Source organism: Allomuricauda sp. ARW1Y1, assembly GCF_013407935.1.
Classification (GTDB): domain Bacteria; phylum Bacteroidota; class Bacteroidia; order Flavobacteriales; family Flavobacteriaceae; genus Flagellimonas.
The window spans coordinates 633,605-654,955 of record NZ_JACBZU010000002.1 but is presented as its reverse complement, the minus strand read 5'-3'; the positions used below and the strand labels follow the sequence as shown (position 1 = coordinate 654,955).

At 39.8% G+C, this 21,351-nt stretch carries 28 protein-coding genes; 18 read left to right on the top strand and 10 right to left on the bottom strand.

The features are described from left to right. Window positions 1-12 precede the first annotated feature (12 nt). The gene (locus GGE08_RS07845; protein WP_179384344.1) at window positions 13-453 is read left to right on the top strand and encodes a DsrE family protein; all 441 of its coding nucleotides are present in this window, start codon (window positions 13-15) and stop codon (window positions 451-453) included. 257 nt (window positions 454-710) lie between these two features. Here GGE08_RS07845 and GGE08_RS07840 read toward each other — a convergent pair whose 3' ends face one another. The 8 genes from GGE08_RS07840 to GGE08_RS07805 all read right to left on the bottom strand — a co-directional run bounded on the left by GGE08_RS07840 (window position 711) and on the right by GGE08_RS07805 (window position 8,896). After that, window positions 711-1,961 carry a S41 family peptidase gene (locus tag GGE08_RS07840; protein WP_179384343.1) on the bottom strand — a complete coding sequence of 417 codons (1,251 nt, stop codon included), beginning with the start codon at window positions 1,959-1,961 and terminating at the stop codon, window positions 711-713. A 4-nt stretch (window positions 1,962-1,965) separates the two neighbouring features. Continuing rightward, window positions 1,966-3,102, bottom strand: coding sequence for a serine hydrolase domain-containing protein (locus tag GGE08_RS07835; RefSeq protein ID WP_179384342.1), 1,137 nt, complete (start codon window positions 3,100-3,102; stop codon window positions 1,966-1,968). A gap of 26 nt (window positions 3,103-3,128) precedes the next feature. After that, entirely contained in the window at window positions 3,129-3,773 is a 645-nt protein-coding gene (locus GGE08_RS07830; protein WP_179384341.1) for a hypothetical protein, read from the bottom strand. Window positions 3,774-4,020: 247 nt separating this feature from the next. Then, window positions 4,021-4,638, bottom strand: coding sequence for a CatB-related O-acetyltransferase (locus GGE08_RS07825; protein WP_179384340.1), 618 nt, complete (start codon window positions 4,636-4,638; stop codon window positions 4,021-4,023). Then, window positions 4,638-5,018 carry a hypothetical protein gene (locus GGE08_RS07820; protein WP_179384339.1) on the bottom strand — a complete coding sequence of 127 codons (381 nt, stop codon included), beginning with the start codon at window positions 5,016-5,018 and terminating at the stop codon, window positions 4,638-4,640. The genes GGE08_RS07825 and GGE08_RS07820 overlap by 1 nt, the downstream gene beginning before the upstream one ends. Before the next feature lie 12 nt (window positions 5,019-5,030). Then, a complete protein-coding gene (locus GGE08_RS07815) occupies window positions 5,031-5,897 on the bottom strand; it encodes an SDR family oxidoreductase (protein ID WP_179384338.1) in 867 nt (288 codons plus the stop codon). A 23-nt stretch (window positions 5,898-5,920) separates the two neighbouring features. Next, window positions 5,921-7,024 carry a serine hydrolase gene (locus GGE08_RS07810; protein WP_179384337.1) on the bottom strand — a complete coding sequence of 368 codons (1,104 nt, stop codon included), beginning with the start codon at window positions 7,022-7,024 and terminating at the stop codon, window positions 5,921-5,923. Between the two features lie 96 nt (window positions 7,025-7,120). Next, window positions 7,121-8,896 carry a tetratricopeptide repeat protein gene (locus GGE08_RS07805; protein ID WP_179384336.1) on the bottom strand — a complete coding sequence of 592 codons (1,776 nt, stop codon included), beginning with the start codon at window positions 8,894-8,896 and terminating at the stop codon, window positions 7,121-7,123. A gap of 1,085 nt (window positions 8,897-9,981) precedes the next feature. On the opposite strand from GGE08_RS07805, the gene GGE08_RS07800 reads away from it, so the two are divergent. Genes GGE08_RS07800 through GGE08_RS07790 form a run of 3 tightly spaced genes read left to right on the top strand, consistent with a single transcriptional unit; the run spans window position 9,982 to window position 10,818 of the window. Then, window positions 9,982-10,152, top strand: a complete 171-nt coding sequence (locus tag GGE08_RS07800; RefSeq protein ID WP_179384335.1) for a hypothetical protein — start codon at window positions 9,982-9,984, stop codon at window positions 10,150-10,152. Continuing rightward, a complete protein-coding gene (locus GGE08_RS07795) occupies window positions 10,145-10,618 on the top strand; it encodes a hypothetical protein (protein ID WP_179384334.1) in 474 nt (157 codons plus the stop codon). The genes GGE08_RS07800 and GGE08_RS07795 overlap by 8 nt, the downstream gene beginning before the upstream one ends. Beyond that, window positions 10,618-10,818, top strand: a complete 201-nt coding sequence (locus GGE08_RS07790) for a hypothetical protein (RefSeq protein WP_179384333.1) — start codon at window positions 10,618-10,620, stop codon at window positions 10,816-10,818. The genes GGE08_RS07795 and GGE08_RS07790 overlap by 1 nt, the downstream gene beginning before the upstream one ends. Here the strand turns inward: GGE08_RS07790 and GGE08_RS07785 are convergent. Continuing rightward, window positions 10,811-11,224, bottom strand: a complete 414-nt coding sequence (locus GGE08_RS07785) for a helix-turn-helix domain-containing protein (protein WP_179384332.1) — start codon at window positions 11,222-11,224, stop codon at window positions 10,811-10,813. The genes GGE08_RS07790 and GGE08_RS07785 overlap by 8 nt on opposite strands. A 126-nt stretch (window positions 11,225-11,350) precedes the next feature. On the opposite strand from GGE08_RS07785, the gene GGE08_RS07780 reads away from it, so the two are divergent. The 10 genes from GGE08_RS07780 (at window position 11,351) to GGE08_RS07735 (ending at window position 18,805) form a co-directional block, all read left to right on the top strand. Beyond that, window positions 11,351-11,605: a hypothetical protein gene (locus GGE08_RS07780; RefSeq protein WP_179384331.1), complete on the top strand. Its 255-nt coding sequence runs from the start codon at window positions 11,351-11,353 to the stop codon at window positions 11,603-11,605. Between the two features lie 51 nt (window positions 11,606-11,656). Next, window positions 11,657-12,253 carry a helix-turn-helix transcriptional regulator gene (locus tag GGE08_RS07775; protein ID WP_179384330.1) on the top strand — a complete coding sequence of 199 codons (597 nt, stop codon included), beginning with the start codon at window positions 11,657-11,659 and terminating at the stop codon, window positions 12,251-12,253. Then, on the top strand, window positions 12,253-12,519 hold the full coding sequence (locus GGE08_RS07770; RefSeq protein ID WP_179384329.1) for a hypothetical protein: 267 nt from the start codon (window positions 12,253-12,255) through the stop codon (window positions 12,517-12,519). Before GGE08_RS07775 ends, GGE08_RS07770 begins: the two co-directional genes overlap by 1 nt. 5 nt (window positions 12,520-12,524) lie before the next feature. Beyond that, entirely contained in the window at window positions 12,525-12,920 is a 396-nt protein-coding gene (locus GGE08_RS07765) for a hypothetical protein (RefSeq protein ID WP_179384328.1), read from the top strand. Next, entirely contained in the window at window positions 12,901-13,296 is a 396-nt protein-coding gene (locus tag GGE08_RS07760; protein ID WP_179384327.1) for a hypothetical protein, read from the top strand. The genes GGE08_RS07765 and GGE08_RS07760 overlap by 20 nt, the downstream gene beginning before the upstream one ends. 164 nt (window positions 13,297-13,460) lie before the next feature. Further along, entirely contained in the window at window positions 13,461-16,499 is a 3,039-nt protein-coding gene (locus GGE08_RS07755) for a CHC2 zinc finger domain-containing protein (protein ID WP_179384326.1), read from the top strand. Window positions 16,500-16,510: 11 nt separating this feature from the next. After that, window positions 16,511-16,966, top strand: a complete 456-nt coding sequence (locus GGE08_RS07750; protein ID WP_179384325.1) for a hypothetical protein — start codon at window positions 16,511-16,513, stop codon at window positions 16,964-16,966. Window positions 16,967-16,975: 9 nt separating this feature from the next. Further along, complete coding sequence (locus tag GGE08_RS07745) at window positions 16,976-17,344, top strand: hypothetical protein (RefSeq protein ID WP_179384324.1); 369 nt, start codon at window positions 16,976-16,978, stop codon at window positions 17,342-17,344. Between the two features lie 104 nt (window positions 17,345-17,448). Then, window positions 17,449-18,525, top strand: coding sequence for an RNA-directed DNA polymerase (locus tag GGE08_RS07740; protein WP_257023970.1), 1,077 nt, complete (start codon window positions 17,449-17,451; stop codon window positions 18,523-18,525). After that, a complete protein-coding gene (locus GGE08_RS07735) occupies window positions 18,509-18,805 on the top strand; it encodes a hypothetical protein (RefSeq protein ID WP_179384323.1) in 297 nt (98 codons plus the stop codon). Before GGE08_RS07740 ends, GGE08_RS07735 begins: the two co-directional genes overlap by 17 nt. Here GGE08_RS07735 and GGE08_RS07730 read toward each other — a convergent pair. Further along, window positions 18,790-18,984, bottom strand: a complete 195-nt coding sequence (locus tag GGE08_RS07730) for a hypothetical protein (protein ID WP_179384322.1) — start codon at window positions 18,982-18,984, stop codon at window positions 18,790-18,792. The two genes, GGE08_RS07735 and GGE08_RS07730, sit on opposite strands and share 16 nt — an antisense overlap. A 47-nt stretch (window positions 18,985-19,031) precedes the next feature. Here GGE08_RS07730 and GGE08_RS07725 point away from each other — a divergent pair, with 47 nt between their 5' ends. The 4 genes from GGE08_RS07725 to GGE08_RS07710 all read left to right on the top strand — a co-directional run bounded on the left by GGE08_RS07725 (window position 19,032) and on the right by GGE08_RS07710 (window position 20,797). Continuing rightward, the gene (locus tag GGE08_RS07725; protein WP_179384321.1) at window positions 19,032-19,556 is read left to right on the top strand and encodes a hypothetical protein; all 525 of its coding nucleotides are present in this window, start codon (window positions 19,032-19,034) and stop codon (window positions 19,554-19,556) included. Window positions 19,557-19,780: 224 nt separating this feature from the next. Continuing rightward, the gene (locus tag GGE08_RS07720) at window positions 19,781-19,945 is read left to right on the top strand and encodes a hypothetical protein (protein WP_179384320.1); all 165 of its coding nucleotides are present in this window, start codon (window positions 19,781-19,783) and stop codon (window positions 19,943-19,945) included. Window positions 19,946-19,966: 21 nt separating this feature from the next. Continuing rightward, the gene (locus GGE08_RS07715; protein ID WP_179384319.1) at window positions 19,967-20,176 is read left to right on the top strand and encodes a hypothetical protein; all 210 of its coding nucleotides are present in this window, start codon (window positions 19,967-19,969) and stop codon (window positions 20,174-20,176) included. Window positions 20,177-20,197: 21 nt separating this feature from the next. Further along, window positions 20,198-20,797, top strand: a complete 600-nt coding sequence (locus GGE08_RS07710) for a methyltransferase domain-containing protein (RefSeq protein WP_179384318.1) — start codon at window positions 20,198-20,200, stop codon at window positions 20,795-20,797. Window positions 20,798-21,351: the final 554 nt, after the last annotated feature.

Here is a 21,351-nt window from a genome sequence, read left to right as displayed (position 1 = left end):
ATATATCATCCGATGAAGTACTTACGCCATTGTTCATTTTTCCTTTTGATGTTGGTTTTTGCCACGAATCAAGTGTCCGGTCAGCAACAACTGAGTGCCGAGGTGGTATCCGACCTTCAAAAAACGACCCAATATGCCTTTGTTTTAACCGAAGAGCGACATTTTAGGGGTGTTTTGTCTATGTACGATACATTGGAAGTAAACGGTGTGACCATTACCGACTATGAAATTGTTGTAAAGGGCAAGGTGGTCTTGCAGCTGAAGAAAGGTTCTGAACTGGAGTCCTTGTATCAAAAGTATAAGGATAAGGTGCGGGTAAGCGTATGTAGCGTTGCCATGTCGAAATTAGGTGTTAGCGCGGACGAACTTATTCCGGGCCTGATTCCCGTGGAAACAGCTTCCATTCGAATGTTACAGTTGCAGGCAAGAGGGTATAATACGCTGACCTATTAGCAGATGGGGTTGAACCCATATTCGTGACCGCGGCAGGATGGTTCCACGTCCTTAGCGTCAATATACCTGGATATATTCTTGAGAATTTGATGATGTGATTCTTTATAAATTAATGACTTCCATATTCGGATTAGTTGAATTTAAAGAAATAATCTCTATTATAAAATGCTTATAACCTGATGCTTGAAGAAAAATGCTGTTGACAAAGATTGGTTGTAGGATGGTTTCACTTGGTACAAATACCGTTTGCCATGCCGTTACAACCGTTCAATCAATTGTTTTAAAACCGTATCGGTTCCCTCCAAGAAATGTTGCTCTTGTTGATTGATGATCATATCTGGTTGTAGAGCGGTATTTTCTTGATTTGATAAACGAAAAAGCCTTTTCGAATAGGTGATGGTCAATTTGGAGCCAGGAAGCATAAAACTGTCCATGTCTTGGTATCCATTTGGATTGGAACCTGTAGGCTGGCCCACAATTTTTGCATTCAATAATTGTTTGAACAGAGCCGCATTGCTCGTTCCTGCGGAAAAAGTTCGATTACTTGTCAATACAAATACCCCGTTTTCCCAGTCTATGGAATCCGCAAGGTTCAGGGCATAGGCCAATATCACCCCGACATACAGGTCGCCGCCACCATTGTGGCGCATATCTATCACCACTTGTTTTATCTGGTTCGCCGAAATATAGCCCATCAGTTCTTCCCCAAAGCCTTGCATTTCCTCAAAGGTTGGATAGCTTTCAAAATTGATATAGACCGCCTTGGTGCCTTCAATGGGCACGTACCATAAATAGGGAAATTTGGCGTTTTTTGGTTTTGTGATTTCTGGCACTCCACCGCTTACATGAACAAAATCCGTTGTTTTGTTGTAAACCGCTTCATCTAAAGCTTCCAAGGTTAATTTTACTTCCTTATTATTTGGGTCTACAAATGTGAAGACTGCCTTTTGCTGGTTTTGGATAATGCCAAGTGCGAAGAGCAACTCACTGATGTTCATATAACTTCCTGTTCTGATGACTTGTGAGTATTCGTTTTCCACAAATTGTGCTGTCTTGGCGACTTTGCTCGCAATCTTTTCGATGGGAACACCATCAATCCCTGCCAAGGTAAGCTTCAATAGGTCCTCATACACTTTACTGGCTTTGACCACCCTCCAATGATTGTCAATATATTCCACTTCGAAAAGAAATCGATGTAAGGGGACATTCCTTAAGGATACAGCCGTATGGCCATCATTTATACGTCGTGTTAAACGCATTAATCTTACCGTGATATCGAAATCATTCAAGACTGCTACACTATCATATATACGGTTCCAATCCTTTGCGAATTCTTCTTCCGTAATCGAATGGTACAGGTTAATATGTTTTTCTTCCAACGAAGACTTATATATTGAAAGGTCCTTTTTCCAGTCAATATCTTCCTTTGATTGGGCAAATAATGTATTGGCCAGCGATGCCAGCACATACATAAAAAAATAGATTAGTACTTTTTGGGCGACATTCATCTGATTAGTGTTGATCGATCAATGAAAGGATCTCAAATACCCAGTTCAATGTGCTTTTGGAAGCTTCCAATTGATTTAAAGTACCTGCAATATACGTATCCAATTGTGGACAGTACCATAAAAAGGATGCTGTACTGCCGGTGTGCCCGATAACCTCTAGGTGTGTATCCGTATCAAAAAGATTATTGAAAGATACTTTTCGTATCCCAAAACCATATTCCATTCCTTTGGTTTCATGCGTCCAATGTTGCATTGTCAAACGGGTTTCTTTTTTTATGATTTTATCTTCTTGGAAGCCTACTAGAAATTGTATGAGATCTTGTGTTGTGGATACCAAACCACCACCGCCCCAGTCGGCACTCAGACTTTGAATGGACGATAACGCAATATCGCCGGCATAAAACTTGGCCATTGGTAATTGTTTTTTTATTGGGGTCGATTTTAAATTGATATAGGACGCATCCATACCCAAAGGTTCAAAAATGTACTGTTGAAAGAACAGATCTAAAGTGGTGCCGCTCACATTTTCAATGATCAAGGCCAAAAGCACATACTCCGTATCGGTATAGTGGTAACCTTGACCGGGTACAAAATGGGGCTCCATTTTCTCTTTGCTAAAGGCAATCATTTCTTGAGGGGACCAATATTTGTCCGTATCCACCAGTAGCTGATTGATTATATTTGGACTTCCATCAACGGTGGTGCCCGTAAAATAGTCTGGCAATCCTGAAGTGTGCTGCAATAAATGGGCAATGGTAATGTCCTTGGAATATTCTTCGCCATCTAGCACATGCAGGTTCTTCATCAATTGCTCTGGAAAGTACCGGTATATTTGGTCCTCAAAATTTAATTTCCCCTTATCCTTTAGGATGCCTATGGCAGTGGCCGTAAACATCTTGGTGATACTGGCCGTATAAATGGGATTGTCCATCGTTGGAGCATCTTCCATATGATCATCGCTATCGGCAAATTGAATATTGATACCTTTAGATTTGGAGTACACCTGTAAGAAAGCATTTTTGACTTCCGTTTTTTCCATTTGGGCATCAAACAATTGTTTAATGCCCGTATCCAAATGTTGTTGTCCATAGCTGTTTACTGCGATAAAAATAACGGTAAGAAAGTGTAAACAATCTCTCATGATATGGTTTTATAACGTAGGTTTTTTTAAAATTTAATGCCCACATATAGGTTGGGTTCAAAAAGGAAATAGTTTTTCCATTTGTTGTCCAACCGTTTGAATTCATCAGGGGTATTGGTGTCGATCATCCAATTTTGACAATGAATTTGTGGTTCAACAAAGATTCGTTTCTTTTTCCCAAAAGCAAAGTGATACCCAAGATGATAGGAGGTATAGAGCTTAAATCCATTTGCTATTTTTTTGTTGTCCAAGTCCAAATACGTTTTGTATTGTGGCAAGACCTCCACGGAGGCAAACAATCCTTTCCAAAGCATGCGTTGGTAAGATACGCCAATTCCTGTTTCTCTAAGATAACCGGGATAGAACTCCGTTTCAGAATCTATTTTGTCCAAAAGGCCATCCCACCATTGGATACCCATGGGTTGAAACAGTCTCCACGTCGCAAATTTCACCCCTATGATATTCTTGGAATCCAATTCTTGCTTTACATGGAGCTCAATGTGCTGTGTATTCGTCCGTTCGCCTCCTTCACCAATGTTGGCCAAAATAATGGCGGGGAAACTGACCCGATACTTGAATTTTGAGCCATTGTTTGTCAATGAATCATTGTTGTCCTGTGCGAATGAGGCGAGGGTACCAAGTGTTAATCCGATGATTGCTAGTTTTTTCATTTTTGATATTTGTTTGATTGTTCGTTTTTTGATGTTTCAATAACTTAATTTGATGATGCAAAGAAATGTGGAAAGGAAAGGCTGGTCGTACTGAATTATGATTTGAAACCTTTTTGTTCTTTAGGCTAGGGGAGCGCCTTATTTTTTTTTGATCTCACAGAGCAATTGAATGGGAAATAAAAAAGGCTCAACATTTTAATGTTAAGCCTTGTAAAAGGGGAGAATTATTTAAACTGCGATTTCAGTCTTAAAAATACTCTTCTGGATTGGAGGTCAGCTTAGCTACATTCTGGGTGATTTTTTCCAAGTCCCAATCCCACCATTTCATTTCCAATAATCTTGCAATGCTATCCTCGGAAAAACGCTTTTTTATTTCTTTCGCTGGATTTCCACCAACTATGGTATAGGGTTCCACATTCTTGGTCACCACCGCCTTGGTGGCAATGATGGCCCCATGACCTATCTGAACCCCTGGCATTATGGTTGCGTCATGACCTATCCATACGTCATTCCCGATGACCGTGTCACCTTTGGTTGGGTAGCTTTTCCCTTTCATGGCATCTTGCCAGGCCCCTCCAAATATGGCAAACGGATATGCTGATGTTGCTTCTGTTAAATGGTTTCCACCGTTCATTATGAAAGTGGCGCCGGATGCAATCATGCAGAACTTGCCGATAATCAACTTGTCCCCAATAAAATCAAAATGGTATTTCACGTTTTTCTCAAAGTTGGAAACGTCCTCAAAATCATCGTAATAGGTATAGTCCCCTACAATAATGTTGGGATTGTTGACCAGGTTTTTTAGAAAGCAAAGGTTTTTGTAATTGGCTAATGGAAAAACGGTATTTGGATCTGGAATGTTCATTAGGATTTGATTTGTTGTGATGATTTAAATAGTGTGATAGCAAAAAACAAGGTTATTATAGCCTGAGATTTCTCTATCAAGGTTTCTGCTAGAAGGTTACCAAGGGTATTTAACACAAAAAATACCGCAAAAACCATGAATATCCTTTTTATAGCCTTATCTGTAAAAATAGGTTTTATAATCTTGATTTTCATAGCGAGGGCCATCCCTAGAAAAAGCATTGTTGCCAATGCAAATCCTTCCAATAGGTAAAGTTTATCGATGGAATCGATTTTACCACCCCATACAATATGATGAGGTACTATTTGCAGAAGAATGGATAAATGCATAACGCAGTAACCCAATACAATAATTAACATCCCTTTTTCCCAAGTTCTCATGGTCGGTCCTAGTTAAGTTTGCAGTTTTTTAGCTTCTATTATGTAATACTCTTTTAAGCGATGTTCCCCATAAGTTGGTGTGATATGGTCCTTTGCCATTAAAGTTAAAAAGAACTCGATAGGTCCATAGGTTTTGACGCTGGTGAACGTTCTTAATGCCCACAGGGTCAGTTTTCGGGACCAATCGGGTAAATGAACAATTCTTATAGGTTTGTTCAAAGCGGTGAATGCAAGTTTTCCAATTTCGTTGAGGCTCAGTACATCAGGGCCCCCGATGGTCATTTCTTTATTATAATCAGTTAAAGTATCAACAATGGCTCTTGCTAGATCTTCACCATGAATAGGGTTGAATCTTTGATGGCCGGAACCGAACACATACACACGACCCGATTTGGCCATTTGTAAAAAGTCGTTCATATCCGAGAAAAAACCATTGGGCCTAACAATCGTGTAGTTCATTCCGTAGGAACGTAAAGCATCAACAAACTTCTCTTTGGCCTCAAAGATCTTCAAATTTCTGTATGTGTCGCCATCGACCGCAGAAACATAAACAAAGTGATTGACCCCAGCTTTTTTGGCTTCGTCAAGTAAATTCATATTCGCCTGATAATCTACATCCATATAAGTGAGTCCATCTTTCTGTCGAGTTATGCCAACCGTGGATATAACGGTATCGATTCCTTTACATATGTCCCGCAAGGTTTTCGGATCTGTCACCTCGGCCTGTTTGATTTCTAAATAGTTTTCATTGAAGGCTTTTATTTTTTCCGGATTGCGCGCAATGGCAACGACCTGATTTTCTTTTTCGATCAAAACCTCCAACAAATATCTGCCCAAATAACCCGTTGCACCCGCAAGTAATACATTGGTATGTTTCATAGCCAATTCGTTTTAAAGTTATTTCAATTAAACTCGTTGGCTAACAAGTGTTGGATAATGGTATTGCGTTGTTCTCCTGTATCATCTTGCTGATTGCTCAAGAGTACAATGGTTGCATCGTATGCCGGTATAAAACCGATCATACTCCAATAGCCGTTAATATCACCACCATGCCAGTACATTGTTGTGTTTCCCGCTTGGGTCGTAAACCATCCCATACCAAAATCTACATAGCCACTAGGTACATCTTGGGCAAATATTTCTGCTTTTTCAGCTTCGGTAAACCAATCTTTTTTTACTGCGTTGGTCCAGGTTTCCATATCCTTTGGTGTACTGCTAAAATCACCGGCGCCAAATGCAAGGGCCATTGGATATGTGCTGTTGGGACTTCCATTTAGATACCCTTGTGCGTGGGTGTTGGTATCAATTTCATCGGTGCCTTTGTATGAATTTGCAATGCCTAACGGATTAAAAATATGCTGTTGGATGTATTGATGGTACGAAATGCCGGACAATTGCTCCACCAAAAGAGCGGCAATAAGATAGTTGGAATTGCAATAGTGCTTATTTGAGCCTGGTGTAAAGCTGAGTCCGTTTACTAAAATCAGTTCCTTAATGAGAGCGTAGATATCCATTCGATCCAAAACCAAACCTTCTTCAAAAGCTTGTTCCGCCACTAAATGGTACTCAGGAATCCCGGATTGGTGCGATAATAGGTGCCCAATGGTAATCTGGTCCCCGTTTGGAAATTCAGGGTCAAACTCATCCAAAGTCTGGTCAAAACCAGTAATAAGACCATCCCGCTTTAATCCCACTATGGCCGCTGCGGTCAATGTCTTGCTGACCGAACCGATGCGATAGGCGAGCTCTTGGTTTTGTGGTAGGTCCTTACTTTGATTTGCCAAGCCAAAGCCTTGGCGCACCAAGTCATTTCCGTTTTTCGTAACAATGGCATACCCTTGAAAATCACTTTCGGTCAATAAGTTTTTTATGCTTTTGTAGTCTGTAGAAGGTAAACTTGTATCATCATCATTGGAGCAGGACGATACTAGCATAGCTATCGTAAGCAATAGCAGTAATGGGAGTTTTGAGATTGAATTGTAACGTGGTTTGATTGATGCGTTCATGACTGTTCGTTTTTTGATTATTGATTTTGGTGCAAAGATTAACCGGATTGATTAGTCAATCGTTCTAAATTATAATCTGAAACGAACTAAGGGAGTTTAGGATAGATTGGATTTCATCCAAGTTCTAGGTGTAACTCCTTCTGTTTTTTTAAAGTAGGTGTTGAACACGCTCTTGGAATTAAAACCACTATCATAGGCCAACCCGAGAATGGTAAGGTGCGCATTTTTAGGATTCAGCGCTATGGTTTTAAAATGCTTTAAGCGGTAGGAATTCACAAAGTCATTAAAATTGGTATCAAAGGCTTTGTTGATCAGAAAGGACATTTTATTGGTGTTTAATCCCAAGACCTCCGCTACAAATTTTAAACTCAAATTTTGGTTTAAATAGGGCTCTTCTTCGATAAAATAGGAAAGGAGTTCTTCTTTTAAGGAGGCTATTTGACCATTATCCAAAACCGCTGATGTTGATTTCTCTCCGTCATCCTTTTCTGGTTTAATATCCGAAAGGCATAAACTGGAATGATGTAGGTCTTTAAAAGCCTTTATTTTTTGCAATGGTTGCAAAAATGGCTCTTGCCTATAATTAATGACCTGGCCGCGTCTTTGGTCTATCAATTCCCTTAAGCGTTGGAAGGCCTGTTCTTTGAGGTCTGAACTGCTTAAAATAAACAGATCATATGGAACCAGCATCGTTTGGTCGTTTCCAAGTCGTGCCCAATGTTCAATCATCTCGTGGGGAACTTCCGTATGCTTTTCATTTATGATTTTAAACAAAAGCTGTTTTTCTTCAACTAATGGTGTATTTCGGATAAATTCGAGAAAGTCAGCTCTTTTGTTGAGCCATATGAGACAAAAACATTTTAAATGATGCGCTAATTCTAGTTCGGGATTCAGGGTAAGCGCGTAATTGACCACTTCCAATGCCTTCTCAAATTCATTTTGGTAATAGTATATATGGGCCAAGGTATAATGGTTGTTTGCCGAAAGGGGGTCTACTTCCAATAGCTTGTTTGCGTGTACCAGTGCTTGGTCAAAAAAACCAAGTGCCATGAACAGTTCTGCCATGGCTTCCAAACCATCGATATGATTCGGATTGATTTCCAGTACCTTATTGATATGAACATAGGCATTTTTAAAATCCCATTCTTCCCAAAAGAATTTGCCAACAAATGACAATGGATATTCAGGTAACGAGGCATCCAGTTCCTTGGCTATCAATAAATTGCTTATCGCTAGGTTTATCCCTTTTTGATATGGAATATAACCCCACATGGCCAGTAGGCCATAGCATTGTAGGTTTGCATAGTACGCCTTGGCGTAATTTTTATCCAAAGCAATGGCTTGGTCGTAATAAGATATCGCTTCGTTGATACTTTGAGGGGTCCATTTTAATTGTAAGGAACGGCCTTTTAAAAAAAGTTGGTAGGCATCAATGCTGTTGGTAGGTTCTTGGATCAACCGCTCCTGAATTTCAAAATGCCCAAAGTTGTTGCGGACTTCTTCAGCAATGCCCAGACTGATTTCATCTTCTAGTTCGAAAATGTCGATCAATTCCCTGTCGAACCTTTTCGACCAATAATGCGTTCCGTCCGCTACATCAATTAATTGTGCCGTGATTCTGACTCTTTCTTGGGACTTTTTAATACTTCCTTCAAGAATCGTATGCACGCCCAGTTGTTTGCCAACTTCCCTAACATCGATGTTTTTTCCCTTAAAGGCAAAGGAAGAAGTTCTTGCAATAACTTTAAGCTGGTCGATTTTTGTCAGTGCATTTATAATTTCCTCTGTGATTCCATCGCAGAAGTACTCATTGTCAATATCATTGCTCATATTGACAAAAGGCAGGACTGCTATGGACTGTGTAGTGCTCATTAATTTGGACCGCCGAGATGATTAAAGCGGTCTCGAATTGTCGCCAACCTTCAGGTTATATCATCTGCCAGCTTTGGCAGATGGGCAAGTTAAACATTGTTTTTAATTTTCACATTAATTATTGGCTATCTGCAATTTTTTCAAGGGGTATTACCGCAAAATGTTATACATGTATTAAAATGGGCAGTCTTAAATATTGATGAGCCAAATTGCGTTGTTTGTGCTTGATTCCCATATAGACCTAACGGATAAATAGTGATCTTAAAAAGTTGTTAGTCAGTATTAATTCAGTATTTGTGGAGCACAGATTTAAGTTGAAGTAAAGGAATAGGATGAAGAATCTAATTTTAGTTACAATGAAATAAAAGAAAGTATTAAGTCCAATTTCCCATATTTTGGAGGGTACCCCTATGATTTGCAAGTTTCGTTGTTTTGGCATTGCTGCCCTGTGACCGCGGCAGGATTTGCTTCGCCTTTCCTGACAAAGCTCCGCTTTGAAAATAGTCCAAACAAAAAAACGCTCAAGCAAGCTTGGCGTTTTTCCTTATTTGAACTATGTATTCGTGACCGCGGCAGGATCATGATTATTTTATATTAAGCTGTTCTTCAAATGATTATAATTTTACTGGGTAGTTTCTGGGTCAATCAACGCTTTTCCCTCGCCATAAAGAAACCAATTCATGTTAAGCTCAGGTACAGCGGATTTAAACTTGTCAACAAGCCCTATACCCATGGAGTCCGCTTTAAATGCATTGTGGAGCGATTTGTAATTTATTTCGTGTTCCAGACAAAAGCTTCTAATCGACAAAGATCTGCCTCTTTTAAGAGCAAGGATTTGTATTAGTGTAACGACCCGATATTTTATGTTTTCTTTCATTTTTACAATTGGGGAAAAACCCCAGAATTTTTAAGGATTTCCTACAATTATTTTAAATCAAAATCCTATATATTGTGTGCTCCCCTAAAGAATCTTTATAAAAAAACTTTTTTCGTTAATAACCTAGTTTATAAGAAGTTGTGGTTTTGGCTAAATGAGCTTTCTTACATTTTACTTTTGAGATTATTAATCTTAAAAATCAGTAGAGATGAAAAAAGCTTTTTTTGCAATTGGATTTTTGATCCTAGTTTTAGCAATGAACTCTTGTACAACGGAAAGTACATCAGATGTTGAAAAAAATTACAAAGCAATTGAGAAAGGGAAAGAACCGCCTATCAACGGTGTCGACAAAGGAACCCCTCCACCGCCAAATGGATAGGAGAAAAAAATTACTACATGGGACGGCCGCTTTTCTGATATTATCGGCCGTTCCTTTTATCTTTTACGCATACCGTCTGATATCCACCGATACGACAGGTTTCAATATCCTCGGTTTTACCATTGAGGCCGGGGCACATGGAAACATGAACTACTACGCATACTATTTTCTTGGTAAATTCTCTTTTTTAATTGCATTTATTCTTTGGTTTCTAACTTGCCATCATTGGTGGAAGTATGCCATATTGATTCCTATCAGTATGTTGGTATTTCAAATGGCTGGTCTGGTAAATACCAGTATCGAATATATTGATGAATTTGACTTCTGGTATTCAATACCCATAGTTATACCTGTTTTAGTTGTTCTATTGGCAATGGCCAAAAAAATGAGACCATATGCTTATGGGTTAGATTTAAAGGAACAGCTTGAAAAGGAAATACAGGATGTACGCAACGAAAAAAACTGATGTTAACTAAGAATACCTTAAAACAATTTCAGGAATTCCGAGACTTAAAAAAAAATCGGAACAAATTCACCAGGGAGCATTATATCAAAGAACTTCAGTTAAGGCTTGAGAACATCAAGGCGGATATTTCGGCTCCGGAGCTATCAGAGGAGGAGATGAGAACATTGTTCAATCTTTTGGAGAAAAAGACCTCTATTTGATATGGTCCCCATTGGTGTTCTCAACATCTTTTTTTGCTCTTTCGAGCTCGTCTTCCATTTCGTTTATTATCAACTCCCTAATTATTCCACTAAGCCCCTTTAATCTTATGTCAATTTTATTATCAATAATCTCATCAATTGATTGATTTTGCCATTGATTATCCTCATTTCTGTCCTCTTCTTTCAAATCGGTAATCATATCTCCTTTGCCGGTCAACAACCAATACGGATTTAAATCAGGGTATTCATCAATAATTTTTGATATTATGTCAACGGATGGTGCGGAACCTTGTTTAAGCGAATTGCTCAAGTAGGCTCCGGATAATCCTACACTCATGCTTAGCTGCCTGAGACTGATTTTTTTCTTCTCGGCAAAAGCCCTAATTCTTTCAAGGAAAATTGACATACTCTAATTTTTATATCAATAAAATTTGACGATGTCAATATTTAATGATACATTCGTGAAATATATGTGAAATATCTGTGAAACAAATATAAGGTAGTTCCCCCTTTTTAAAAACAATAGATTTCTATGATAACCCAGCAAGAGGCCGATACCATAAAACAAATACTTGGTAGAAACTACGCCAAAAAGATTTTGGACCACCTACTTGATAATGAAATTTTTCGAGATAGCGGTGAACCATATTCAAGACAAGACATTTATAACATCATGAGTACCGATAGGGAAAATGAGATTCTAGAGAATGCAATTATTGAGCTAGTTGCTTTAACCAAAGAAAAAAGAAGAAAGGAAATGGCAATAAGAGAGGCCATTTTAAAATAAAAACCCGGAGCAGCCACTCCGGGAAATGATTTATTAACCAATTTTTTAGAGATGATCAAAACTACAGAAAAAAAAGACTTCAGTAAAGTCATTCACAAAATTCCAGCGGGAATTATACCCGGGGATAATGGTACCGAGTTTTTCGGTGACAGAAGAAACATGAAAGTATTCTTTATGCACAATGGAAAGACCCTTCCATTTAGGGAAATTGGATCACGGGTTAGGTCACGGCTTTTAGAACAGCTAATGAACGATGAAGTAGCAAGAAAAGACCTTGCCCATATGCCCGTTAATGATGCCCTCGAAAGGTATACCTACTGCCTTTACGGAACACTTGACCATAATCCTGATGTAACTAAAACTGGAATGCTAAACGGGAGCGACAATTTCATATGTGGTATTTCGGGGTGTAACTGCATGAACTGGAAAAGCAAGCAAATACAATACGATGGCCAGGTAATAAAAGGAAGGTTGCTTCAAGTCCTGTTGGCATACAGGAAAGGTCATGATGATTACAATGTCTCAATGAACTTGGGGATTAAAGCTCCCACACTGAACAACCATAAAAAGAGGCTCTTTGAAATTTTCAATGTCTTTAACAAAACCGAAATGGTGATAAAGGCCATTGACGCCAAAATAATTCAATAATGATAAGGACAATAGAACATGTTGAAAGGGACATCCACACATTGTGCCAGCAAATCGAAGCCACGCTTAATGGCAAAATGTCACCAAAAGACAAAAAAGTTATCATCGAAGGCTTCGCCGTTCAAAAGCAAAAACTTGATTCAGAAAAAGCCAGACTACTTGGAAACAATCAAGAGAGAGTATTTAACTGCAAGATTGGTAGAACAGTGCCATTACCGGAATTCTACAGAAAAGCAGGTGTCCAGGAACTTAAAAACCCTGATTAATGTTAATGACAATTTTGAAAGCCATGAACTTAAAAACAAGATTACGGTCAAATGGTACTTCTGGTCCCTTTTACGGGAAGCCGATTGATACCGAGGAAGCCCTAGAAACGACACATCGATTGGTGGACTATTTTGATGCCTTGAAGAGAAACTCTTCAAAAATTCCCATCAAGCCATCAATTGACCTTGACTATCTTTTAAGGTGCAATCGTATCGCATCGCACTACTACACATACATTAATCTACAATTGAGCGGCATTACCTATAAAAGGAGCTGTCTTACGGATAAAGAGGTGGTTTATGTATGGTTGTTTGCCCACAATCTGCCATCTGACAAGCCACTAATCACACTTGGAAACATTCATCTAAAAATTTCTCAAAATGAATCTAAAAAAAATTAAGCCGGTCAGTAACAGGGGCAACTCATTGGAAACTTATGTCAGCATTAATAAGTCGGGTTCCTTTTCATTTAGTAAGCCATGTTTGAAAGAACTTAATATGGAAGGGAATAAACGCATAGACTTTTTCCAGGACATTGAAGATTCTCAAAACTGGTTTATCGCCATAAATGATTCAGGCGAACTTAAGCTTCGGTACTATGGTGACGAAAAAGGCCCAATGGTAAGTTCTTCGAGCATAGCAAAACAGATTAAAAAAAGCACAAAGAACGACCCCGACAAGACATTGAGGGCAAAAATAGGCGCCCCTATCAAACATGGTGACGGTATTGTCTATCCGCTTCTCATAGAAAACGGTTCTTATTTCTATAGGACATGATTGATGAACTGACCCAACTAATCGATAGATATCCATTCCATTTTTACATCATTTTGGCATTTGGATATGCACTAGGGGCCATTTGCAATTGCTTGTTCATGCGAATAGCCAAACACTTTTGCCAAGAAAAAAAATAAACAACTTAAACTACCCGACCTTCATCCATGAAGCACATACCGGAAGACACAAAAAAAAGCATTCTCGACAATTCTACGTTGTACAATGTTCTTAAGGATTACCACGGATTCAGTAAAAAGAAAGGCTCAAACCATGTAATGGATTGTCCAGTTTGCCACGGTAAGGATAAACTTGAGTTCAATGAGAAAAAGGAAATTGCCAAATGTTTTCATTGTGATTTAGGGGTTAAAACACCAATAAATTATCTACAGAAATTTCAAGGCCTTACCTACGGTCAGGCCCTTCATGAACTTGCAAGGATTGAGGGAATCACCATTCCCAATAAAAGCGAATCAAAACGAAGGAGCCAAGACTCACAAGTACCTTATCTTCAAACATTTTTGGCAGGTTCGGGACTCAATACTCAAGATGTAACCGATAGGGTTTATGTTGATACCGATACGGTAAAAGAAAAAAGGCTCTATGAATCGGCCACCGTCGACAGCAAATTTGAAATTGTTCCTGGTGATGATGTAATAATCCATTATTATGACCTGCACGGAAGGCCCATGCAGTATTACAAAAAGGACAGAAAGGGAAATGCTACGGGGAGAAAGCTTGACTTCTACAGGGTCAGATATCAAAACCCTGACCTACACCTTGACAGAAACCAGGACCCGGTTAAATATCGATCACCCTACGGCAGCGACACCAAAATTTACATAAACAAATGGGTCCGGGAAAAGTATAAGAAATCCTCCAAGATCAAAACCTTATATGTTCAAGAGGGTGAGAAAAAGGCCGATAAAGCTACTAAACATGGATTGATATCCGTCGGAATCATGGGCATTCACAACATAGCCTACAACAAAAGGTTGCCGATGGAGTTCGAGATGATCATCAAACGGTGCCAAGTGGAGAACGTTGTTTTTGTCCTGGACAGCGATTGGGATAATCTGAGTTCAAAAATAGATAGCAACCATGCGGCGGACCAAAGGCCCAAGAGTTTCTACCGGGCAGTTGTGAATTTTAGGGACCACTTCTACGCGTTCACCCACAGTGACATACATCTCCAAATATACTTCGCTTACGTCAAGAGCAATATCGAGCAGGACAAGGGTATCGATGATCTTTTGGTTAATACTCTTAGGGACAAAGAATCCGAGTTAAAGCCATTGTGTGAAAAGGCGCTTATAGAACCAGAGGGGAATGCAAAGTACCTCCAGTTCCATAAGATTACTACGATGGGGGAGCACAAGCTCAAGAACTTTTGGGGGCTTCAGAACAAGGATGCTTTTATCGAAAAATATCACGACCAGCTTCGGAACCTTCCAAAATTTAGGATTGGTAAAATCGAATGGAGGTTTAACGAAAAGGGAGAAGTGGAGCTTGCACAACCCCTGCTCCCGGATGAGACATTCTGGTCAGAGAATAAAAAGCGCGACCAAGACGGGAATATCATTGATAATAGGGTGACCTTTAATTACAAAAGGTGTTATACTTTTTTGCAAAACCGTGGGTTTTACAGATTGCCCCAGCCCGGTAACAGCTTCATCTGGATACACATCAAGGAGAACTTGGTCAAACAAGTGGAACCTTTTCAAATCAAGGATTTCGTTGTCGATTTTACATCCCAATTAAACAAGGAAGATGTCGAAAACATGCTTTACAAGGGCGGTCAAATGTACTTGGGACCTCAAAGCATGGGGAACCTTAACTATACGGATCTGACCCTTCACGAACCAAGTAAAAACACTCAATACTTGTATTTCAATGATTGTTACTTCAAAATCACGGACGAAGAGATTGAACTTCAGGAAATCAAAAATCTGAATGGACAGGTATGGCAGGACAACATTAAGGACTTTAAGCCGACCAAAACAAATTTATTGATTAGCAATGTACACAAGTTGACCAGCAAGGATGTAAAGGACAACCCTGAGCTCTCCAAGCATGTAGGGGAATATGCCATTGAGTTTTCAAAAGAAGGATTGGACTGCCATTTCTTACAGTTCCTTCTGAACACGAGCACATATTTTGGGAAAGATAAAAGTTTTGAGGATGTCTCATTCTCAGACCGCTTTGAAACCTCAAGGCACTTGTTGAGCAAGATTACCGCTTTTGGATATATGCTTCACCGATACCGGAACCCGAGCTGTATGAAAGCAGTAATAGGAATGGACGGTACGATGAGCGAGGTAGGGCAAAGTAACGGCCGTTCCGGTAAGTCTTTATTTGGCACTGCTTTGGAGCAATTGCAGCCAACTATAACCATCCCCGGAAAGAAGCGTGACCTATTGGACGACAAATATCTTTTTGAAGAAGTTGACCAACGCACATCGACGGTATTCTTTGATGACGTTCGCACCAATTTTGACTTTGAGTTTTTGTTCCCGTATATCACAGGAAAGTTCACGGTCGAGAAAAAGGGAATCGGCAAAACTACCTTGCCTCCAGAATATGTAATCAAGTTTTATATCGCGACCAACCACGCTATCAATGGAGAAGGGAGCAGCTTTGAGGACAGGCAGTTTGTTCTTGGATTCAGTGATTGGTACAACGCGAATTATAAACCAACGGATGATTTTGAGGTGATGTTCTTTGATGAATGGGACGAAAAGCAATGGAACCTCTTCTACAACTTCGCGGCCATGGCGCTTCATTTCTACTTCAAATACGGGCTTATCGAGGCCCCAAATGAAAAATTGCACAAAAGAAAACTTCGTCAGCAGATGGGTGAACCCTTTTTGGATTGGGCCGATGAATACTTCAGCAATGCGAACAATTGCAATCAAAGGGTATTGAAAGACCTTATGTACCAAGGTAGCCAAGGGGATACTGACCATATCCAACATGGAGATGGGTTCCTTACCAAATATCCAGGACAGAGACGGTATACGACAATCCAAAAATTCAAGTACAAAATCAAGATGTACTGTGAATACCACGGATATGAGTTTAATCCGGACAAGAATGGAGAGGACATCAAGACTGGAGGTAAGGAATACTTTGCGGTATACCTGCCAGAAGAAAAATATGAAAAGCTAACGGCTTATGGTACGGAATCGGACAGTTTATCAATGTAAATCAAAATAGTATGCAAACACTAAAAATTGAAATCCCGAAAGGGTACGAAGTAGAGAGCTTTGACCAGAGCACTGGAGAAATCAAGTTCAGGGAAAAGCCAAAGGACATCACCGAGCGCATCAAGAGCTTTGATGATGTACTAGGATACCATGGCCTCGAAAAAGAGGAATTTGAAGAGGAACTAGAATCTATGTCCACTGATGAAGTGGCATATAGAAAGGTAAAGCTCGTTGCTGAGGCACTCAATGAAGGCTGGCAGCCCGATTGGACAAATAGCAGTGAATATAAATACTTTCCCTGGTTTAAAATGGGCGGTTCCTCGGGTTCCGGGTTTGCGTACGGCGACTACGCTAACTGGAATACGGACTCGTATTGCGGCTCCCGCCTTTGCTTCAAAAGCAGCAAACTGGCAAAACATGCCGGGGAGCAGTTCACAGACATTTACAAGGATTTTCTAACTAGTTAAAACTATAATATGAGCAAGATTAAAACATTTGAGGAAGCCTGTGAGGCTTTGGAACTGGACAGCAAAAAAGTGGTACCGGACTTTTCCATGTATCCAGAAAAACACCAAAAGGCAATGGTAGCACATTCCAAATTAGTAATCATCGCCGAGGCTCTTAATGAAGGTTGGCAACCAGATTGGGGCAATAGCAGTGAGTATAAATATGAGCCATGGTTCTACATGGGCGGTTCCTCGGGTTCCGGGTTTGCGTGCGACGGCTACGCTGCCTGGAATACGGACTCGAATTGCGGCTCCCGCCTTTGCTTTAAGAGCAGGGAATTAGCGGAGTACGCTGGAGAACAGTTCACTGATCTGTACAAAGATTATTATTTGATGTAAAATGATTGGGTGGTGCAGTGCCTTGGTTGCGGTTCCTCAGGTTCCGGGTTTGCGTACAACGACTACGATAACTGGAATACGAACTCGAATTGCAGCTCCCACCTATGCAAATGAAAATATTGGGCATTGCGGACCTTGCCGACATGGCAAAAGATAACGACAATAAAAAAGGGCGTTGGTACCAAAGTGGAAGGCGACCTTTTAAAAGCAAAGGCATGAAACGAATCGGAAACCTATATCAAAAAATTATTAGCATCGATAACCTGGTGCTTGCGGACGAAAAGGCCCAAAAGGGCAAGTCCAATCAATACGGTGTGAAATTGCACAACCGCAATAGGGATGCCAACATCCAATGTTTGCACATGCTATTAAAGAACAAAGAATATAGAACATCGGAGTATGATGTTTTCCAAGTCTACGAGCCAAAAGAACGAACAGTTTACAGGCTTCCTTACTTCCCTGATAGGATAGCCCACCATGCCATAATGAACATACTGGAGCCTATTCTGGTCCAGACGTTCAACGCTGACACTTACAGCTGCATCAAGGGGCGTGGTATACATGCTGCTGCAAATTCCGTAAAGGAGGCCCTCACCGATAGAAAAAACACAAGTTACTGTCTCAAATTGGATGTGACCAAGTTCTATCCTAGCATAGACCATGACACACTAAAAACACTACTAAGGAGAAAATTCAAGGACAATGACCTTCTTTGGTTGCTTGATGAAATAATCGATAGTGCGTCAGGACTTCCTATTGGTAACTACTTGAGCCAATACTTGGCCAACTTTTACCTGACCTACTTTGATCATTGGATGAAAGAAGAGAAGAGGGTGAAGTACTATTTCCGTTATGCGGATGATATCGTAGTCCTGGGAAGCGATAAGGCCTATCTACATCAGTTGCTATCTGAAATAAGAAACTATCTCAAGGAAAGACTGGCATTGAACATCAAGGGCAACTATCAAGTCTTTCCAGTGGAATCTAGGGGAATCGATTTTGTTGGTTACAGGTTTTACCATACCCATACCCTACTTAGAAAAAGCATCAAACAGAACTTTGCCCGGATGTTGGCCAACAATCCCAATCCTGCATCCATTGCCAGCTACATGGGATGGGCAAAGCATTGTGATTCAACTAACCTTTTAAAAACACTTTTACCAGATGAAAAAATTCAGTGATTTTAAAATAAAGCCGGAAATAAGCAGTATGGTCGGCGATAAGATAAATATTGCGAGAGTATTGAACCGGGAGATTTTGGTGACAAATTATAAGCTTGGACCAAGCAAGCACCAAGAGAACTCCCAATGCCTTCATTTAGAATTCGAAATGAATGGAAATAAGCATGTGCTCTTTACCGGTGGAGTGATATTGATACAGATGATACAAAAGGTTCCAAAGGGCGAATTTCCTTTTGTGACCACTATTGTAAAGGAGAACGAATACTACGAGTTCACGTGATGAGGCCCAGGGACTTTTGTCAATACCACGGATTTGAACTGGAGCCCGAGCTCCAGTCCAACGGCCGGTATATTATCAATATCACGGATAAGGGCAAGAGACTTTTTAAAACCGGCATACGACAGGGAACCCAGCACATTCACCAGAATATACTCGAGAGTTGGTTGGTAAAATGCCATGATGAACTGATGGATTTAATACTGGAAAAACTTTATAACTAACGGATATGACATTAGCATTCAGTACAAAATTAAAGGACGGAACACCTAATTATTTTCCGCAAAAAATAATTAAAGGATGGAGAACGGATATTTGGAACAAAGCAGCTTCATTTTCTGCTTGTAACGGTAAACACGGGTGCGATTATATAAATTCCTCAGATTATGAGGATCTAAATCCTAAAAAACATACGATTAGAGATGACAAAAAAAACCGTTGGAAAGTTGGCAACCTTATCCATCCCGTCATAAATAACAGAACTCCTGAACGGTTCCAGTTTGCACCTATAACAAAATGCACCGGAGTTCAAAAAATAGAGATAAGCCATTTTTCTGACCATGTTGAATTTATTATCGATGATAAATTTTTTGGAAATGTGTTCCACCATGGCCTCGATATGGTATATGAATATCACAATTGTATAAGGGAGCTGGCCGTCAACGATGGTTTTGATTCCATTGAACAATTTTTGAAATGGTTCGATAAGGACTTTACTGGTAAAATTATCCATTGGACGGACTTAAAATATTGACATAATGCCAAACCTGTTTTCCCACCTACCATGTTGCACATATTGCCAAATTGCTCCCAAGCCGTCCAACCCCGTTTTGTTCAATGGATTTTTGGATGCGGATACGGGGCAGCTGGTTTGTTGGAACTGTAGAGACGAACATTACCGGCATAAAGAAAATAGTGAGCATAGGGGCAAGTATTCGGAAATGCCCCAATTACTAACCCATTTAACAAATCAAGATCATGGCCGATAAAAAAGAACAGCTCAGCATTAAGATTACGGACCCTGAAATCATAGAAATGGTGGAAGGCATAGCGCAAGAGGAGCACAGGACAAATCACAACACAGTGGTGCATATCCTTAAGCTTCATTTTGAGGCCATGCAAATGGCGAGATCAAGTCAATAACAAAAATCAAAATTTACTTTTATGACAAACGAAGAACGAAACAAGATTATCCTGGACGAAATCAACCTGTCCATTCGGAGGCTTTTACAAAACCCTTTCTTTTCGGGAACCGGAAGCCATAGCGACATCTTTAAGTTGATGGATGGCCGCAAGGCACAAATCAAAATCGAAGTGACCGTGGACCCGGATGAATTCGAAGAACCGAGCCATGTATTTAGAAAAAAGCATTAGTTAAATCTTTAAAATAGAAATATGAAAAAAACAATTTTAGATGCTTGCTGTGGTGGAAAAATGTTTTTTTTTGATAAAAATCATCCTGATGTGTTATTCCAAGATGTTAGGGTGGTTAAAACAACTATGGTAGGGAATGGAAGAAACTCAAGAAAATTTGAGGTTTCTCCTAACGTGGTTGCCGACTTTAGAAATATGCCATATAAAGACAATAGTTTTACAATGGTAGTCTTTGACCCTCCTCATTTGACGTCTCTTGGTAAAAAAAGTTACATGGCTAAAAAATATGGTATGTTAGATAAAGAAACCTGGAGAAAGGATTTGACCGAAGGATTTAACGAATGTTTTCGTGTTTTAAAGCCAAATGGCATTTTAATTTTTAAATGGAATGAGCATGACATTAAAGTTAGCGAAGTTTTAAAGTGTGCACCAATACCACCTTTATTTGGACATCCTTCAGGAAAGACCCAAAAAACACATTGGATTTGCTTTATGAAAAATCAACAAGGCATTATTGAAGATGAATTAAGGCAAGAAGCTAAAAAGAAAACTGGAGTGCCTAGGATGACAAATCCTCCGAAACCACCGCCAAAGAGAACTATAAAAGGACCCAAACAATAACCGCCCAATGGCGGTTTTTTTATTTCCAAAAGTTGCCTCCCCCATTTTCCAGATAGTTCCCTGGATTCTTGAAATCATCACTTGCGCACGATTTGCGCACGATTTTTTCCCTCGATAGCAACTTTTGACCTCTTTGAAACATTCTCCTTAAACCGAGAATCTTTGCCTATTTCCCCCTTAAACCCCCATAAACATTGATGAAATAAAATAGTGCAAACATGCGAAATAACATATATAGATACTTTTCTTTTTTAAAAGAGACTTATAAAAAAAGATGTAGAAAGCTGTGCTTTCGTGCGCAAGGCTCTATCTTTCTAAAAATCAAAGACTTATAGCGCACACCCCAAAAGTGCGCAATAGTGCGTTTGTGCTTTAGTGCGTATGCACGATTTTGCACGATTAAGGTGTGCGCACAAATGCCCCATGTTTACTGGTGTTCCCGTTACTTCGTACTAACGCACGATTTTTTTGCAGTTTTTTTAAAAGTATGTCTTTGAATAATTGACAGAAGGAGCAAAGACAATGTCCTTTTAAAGAGCCCGGTGCGGGATTAT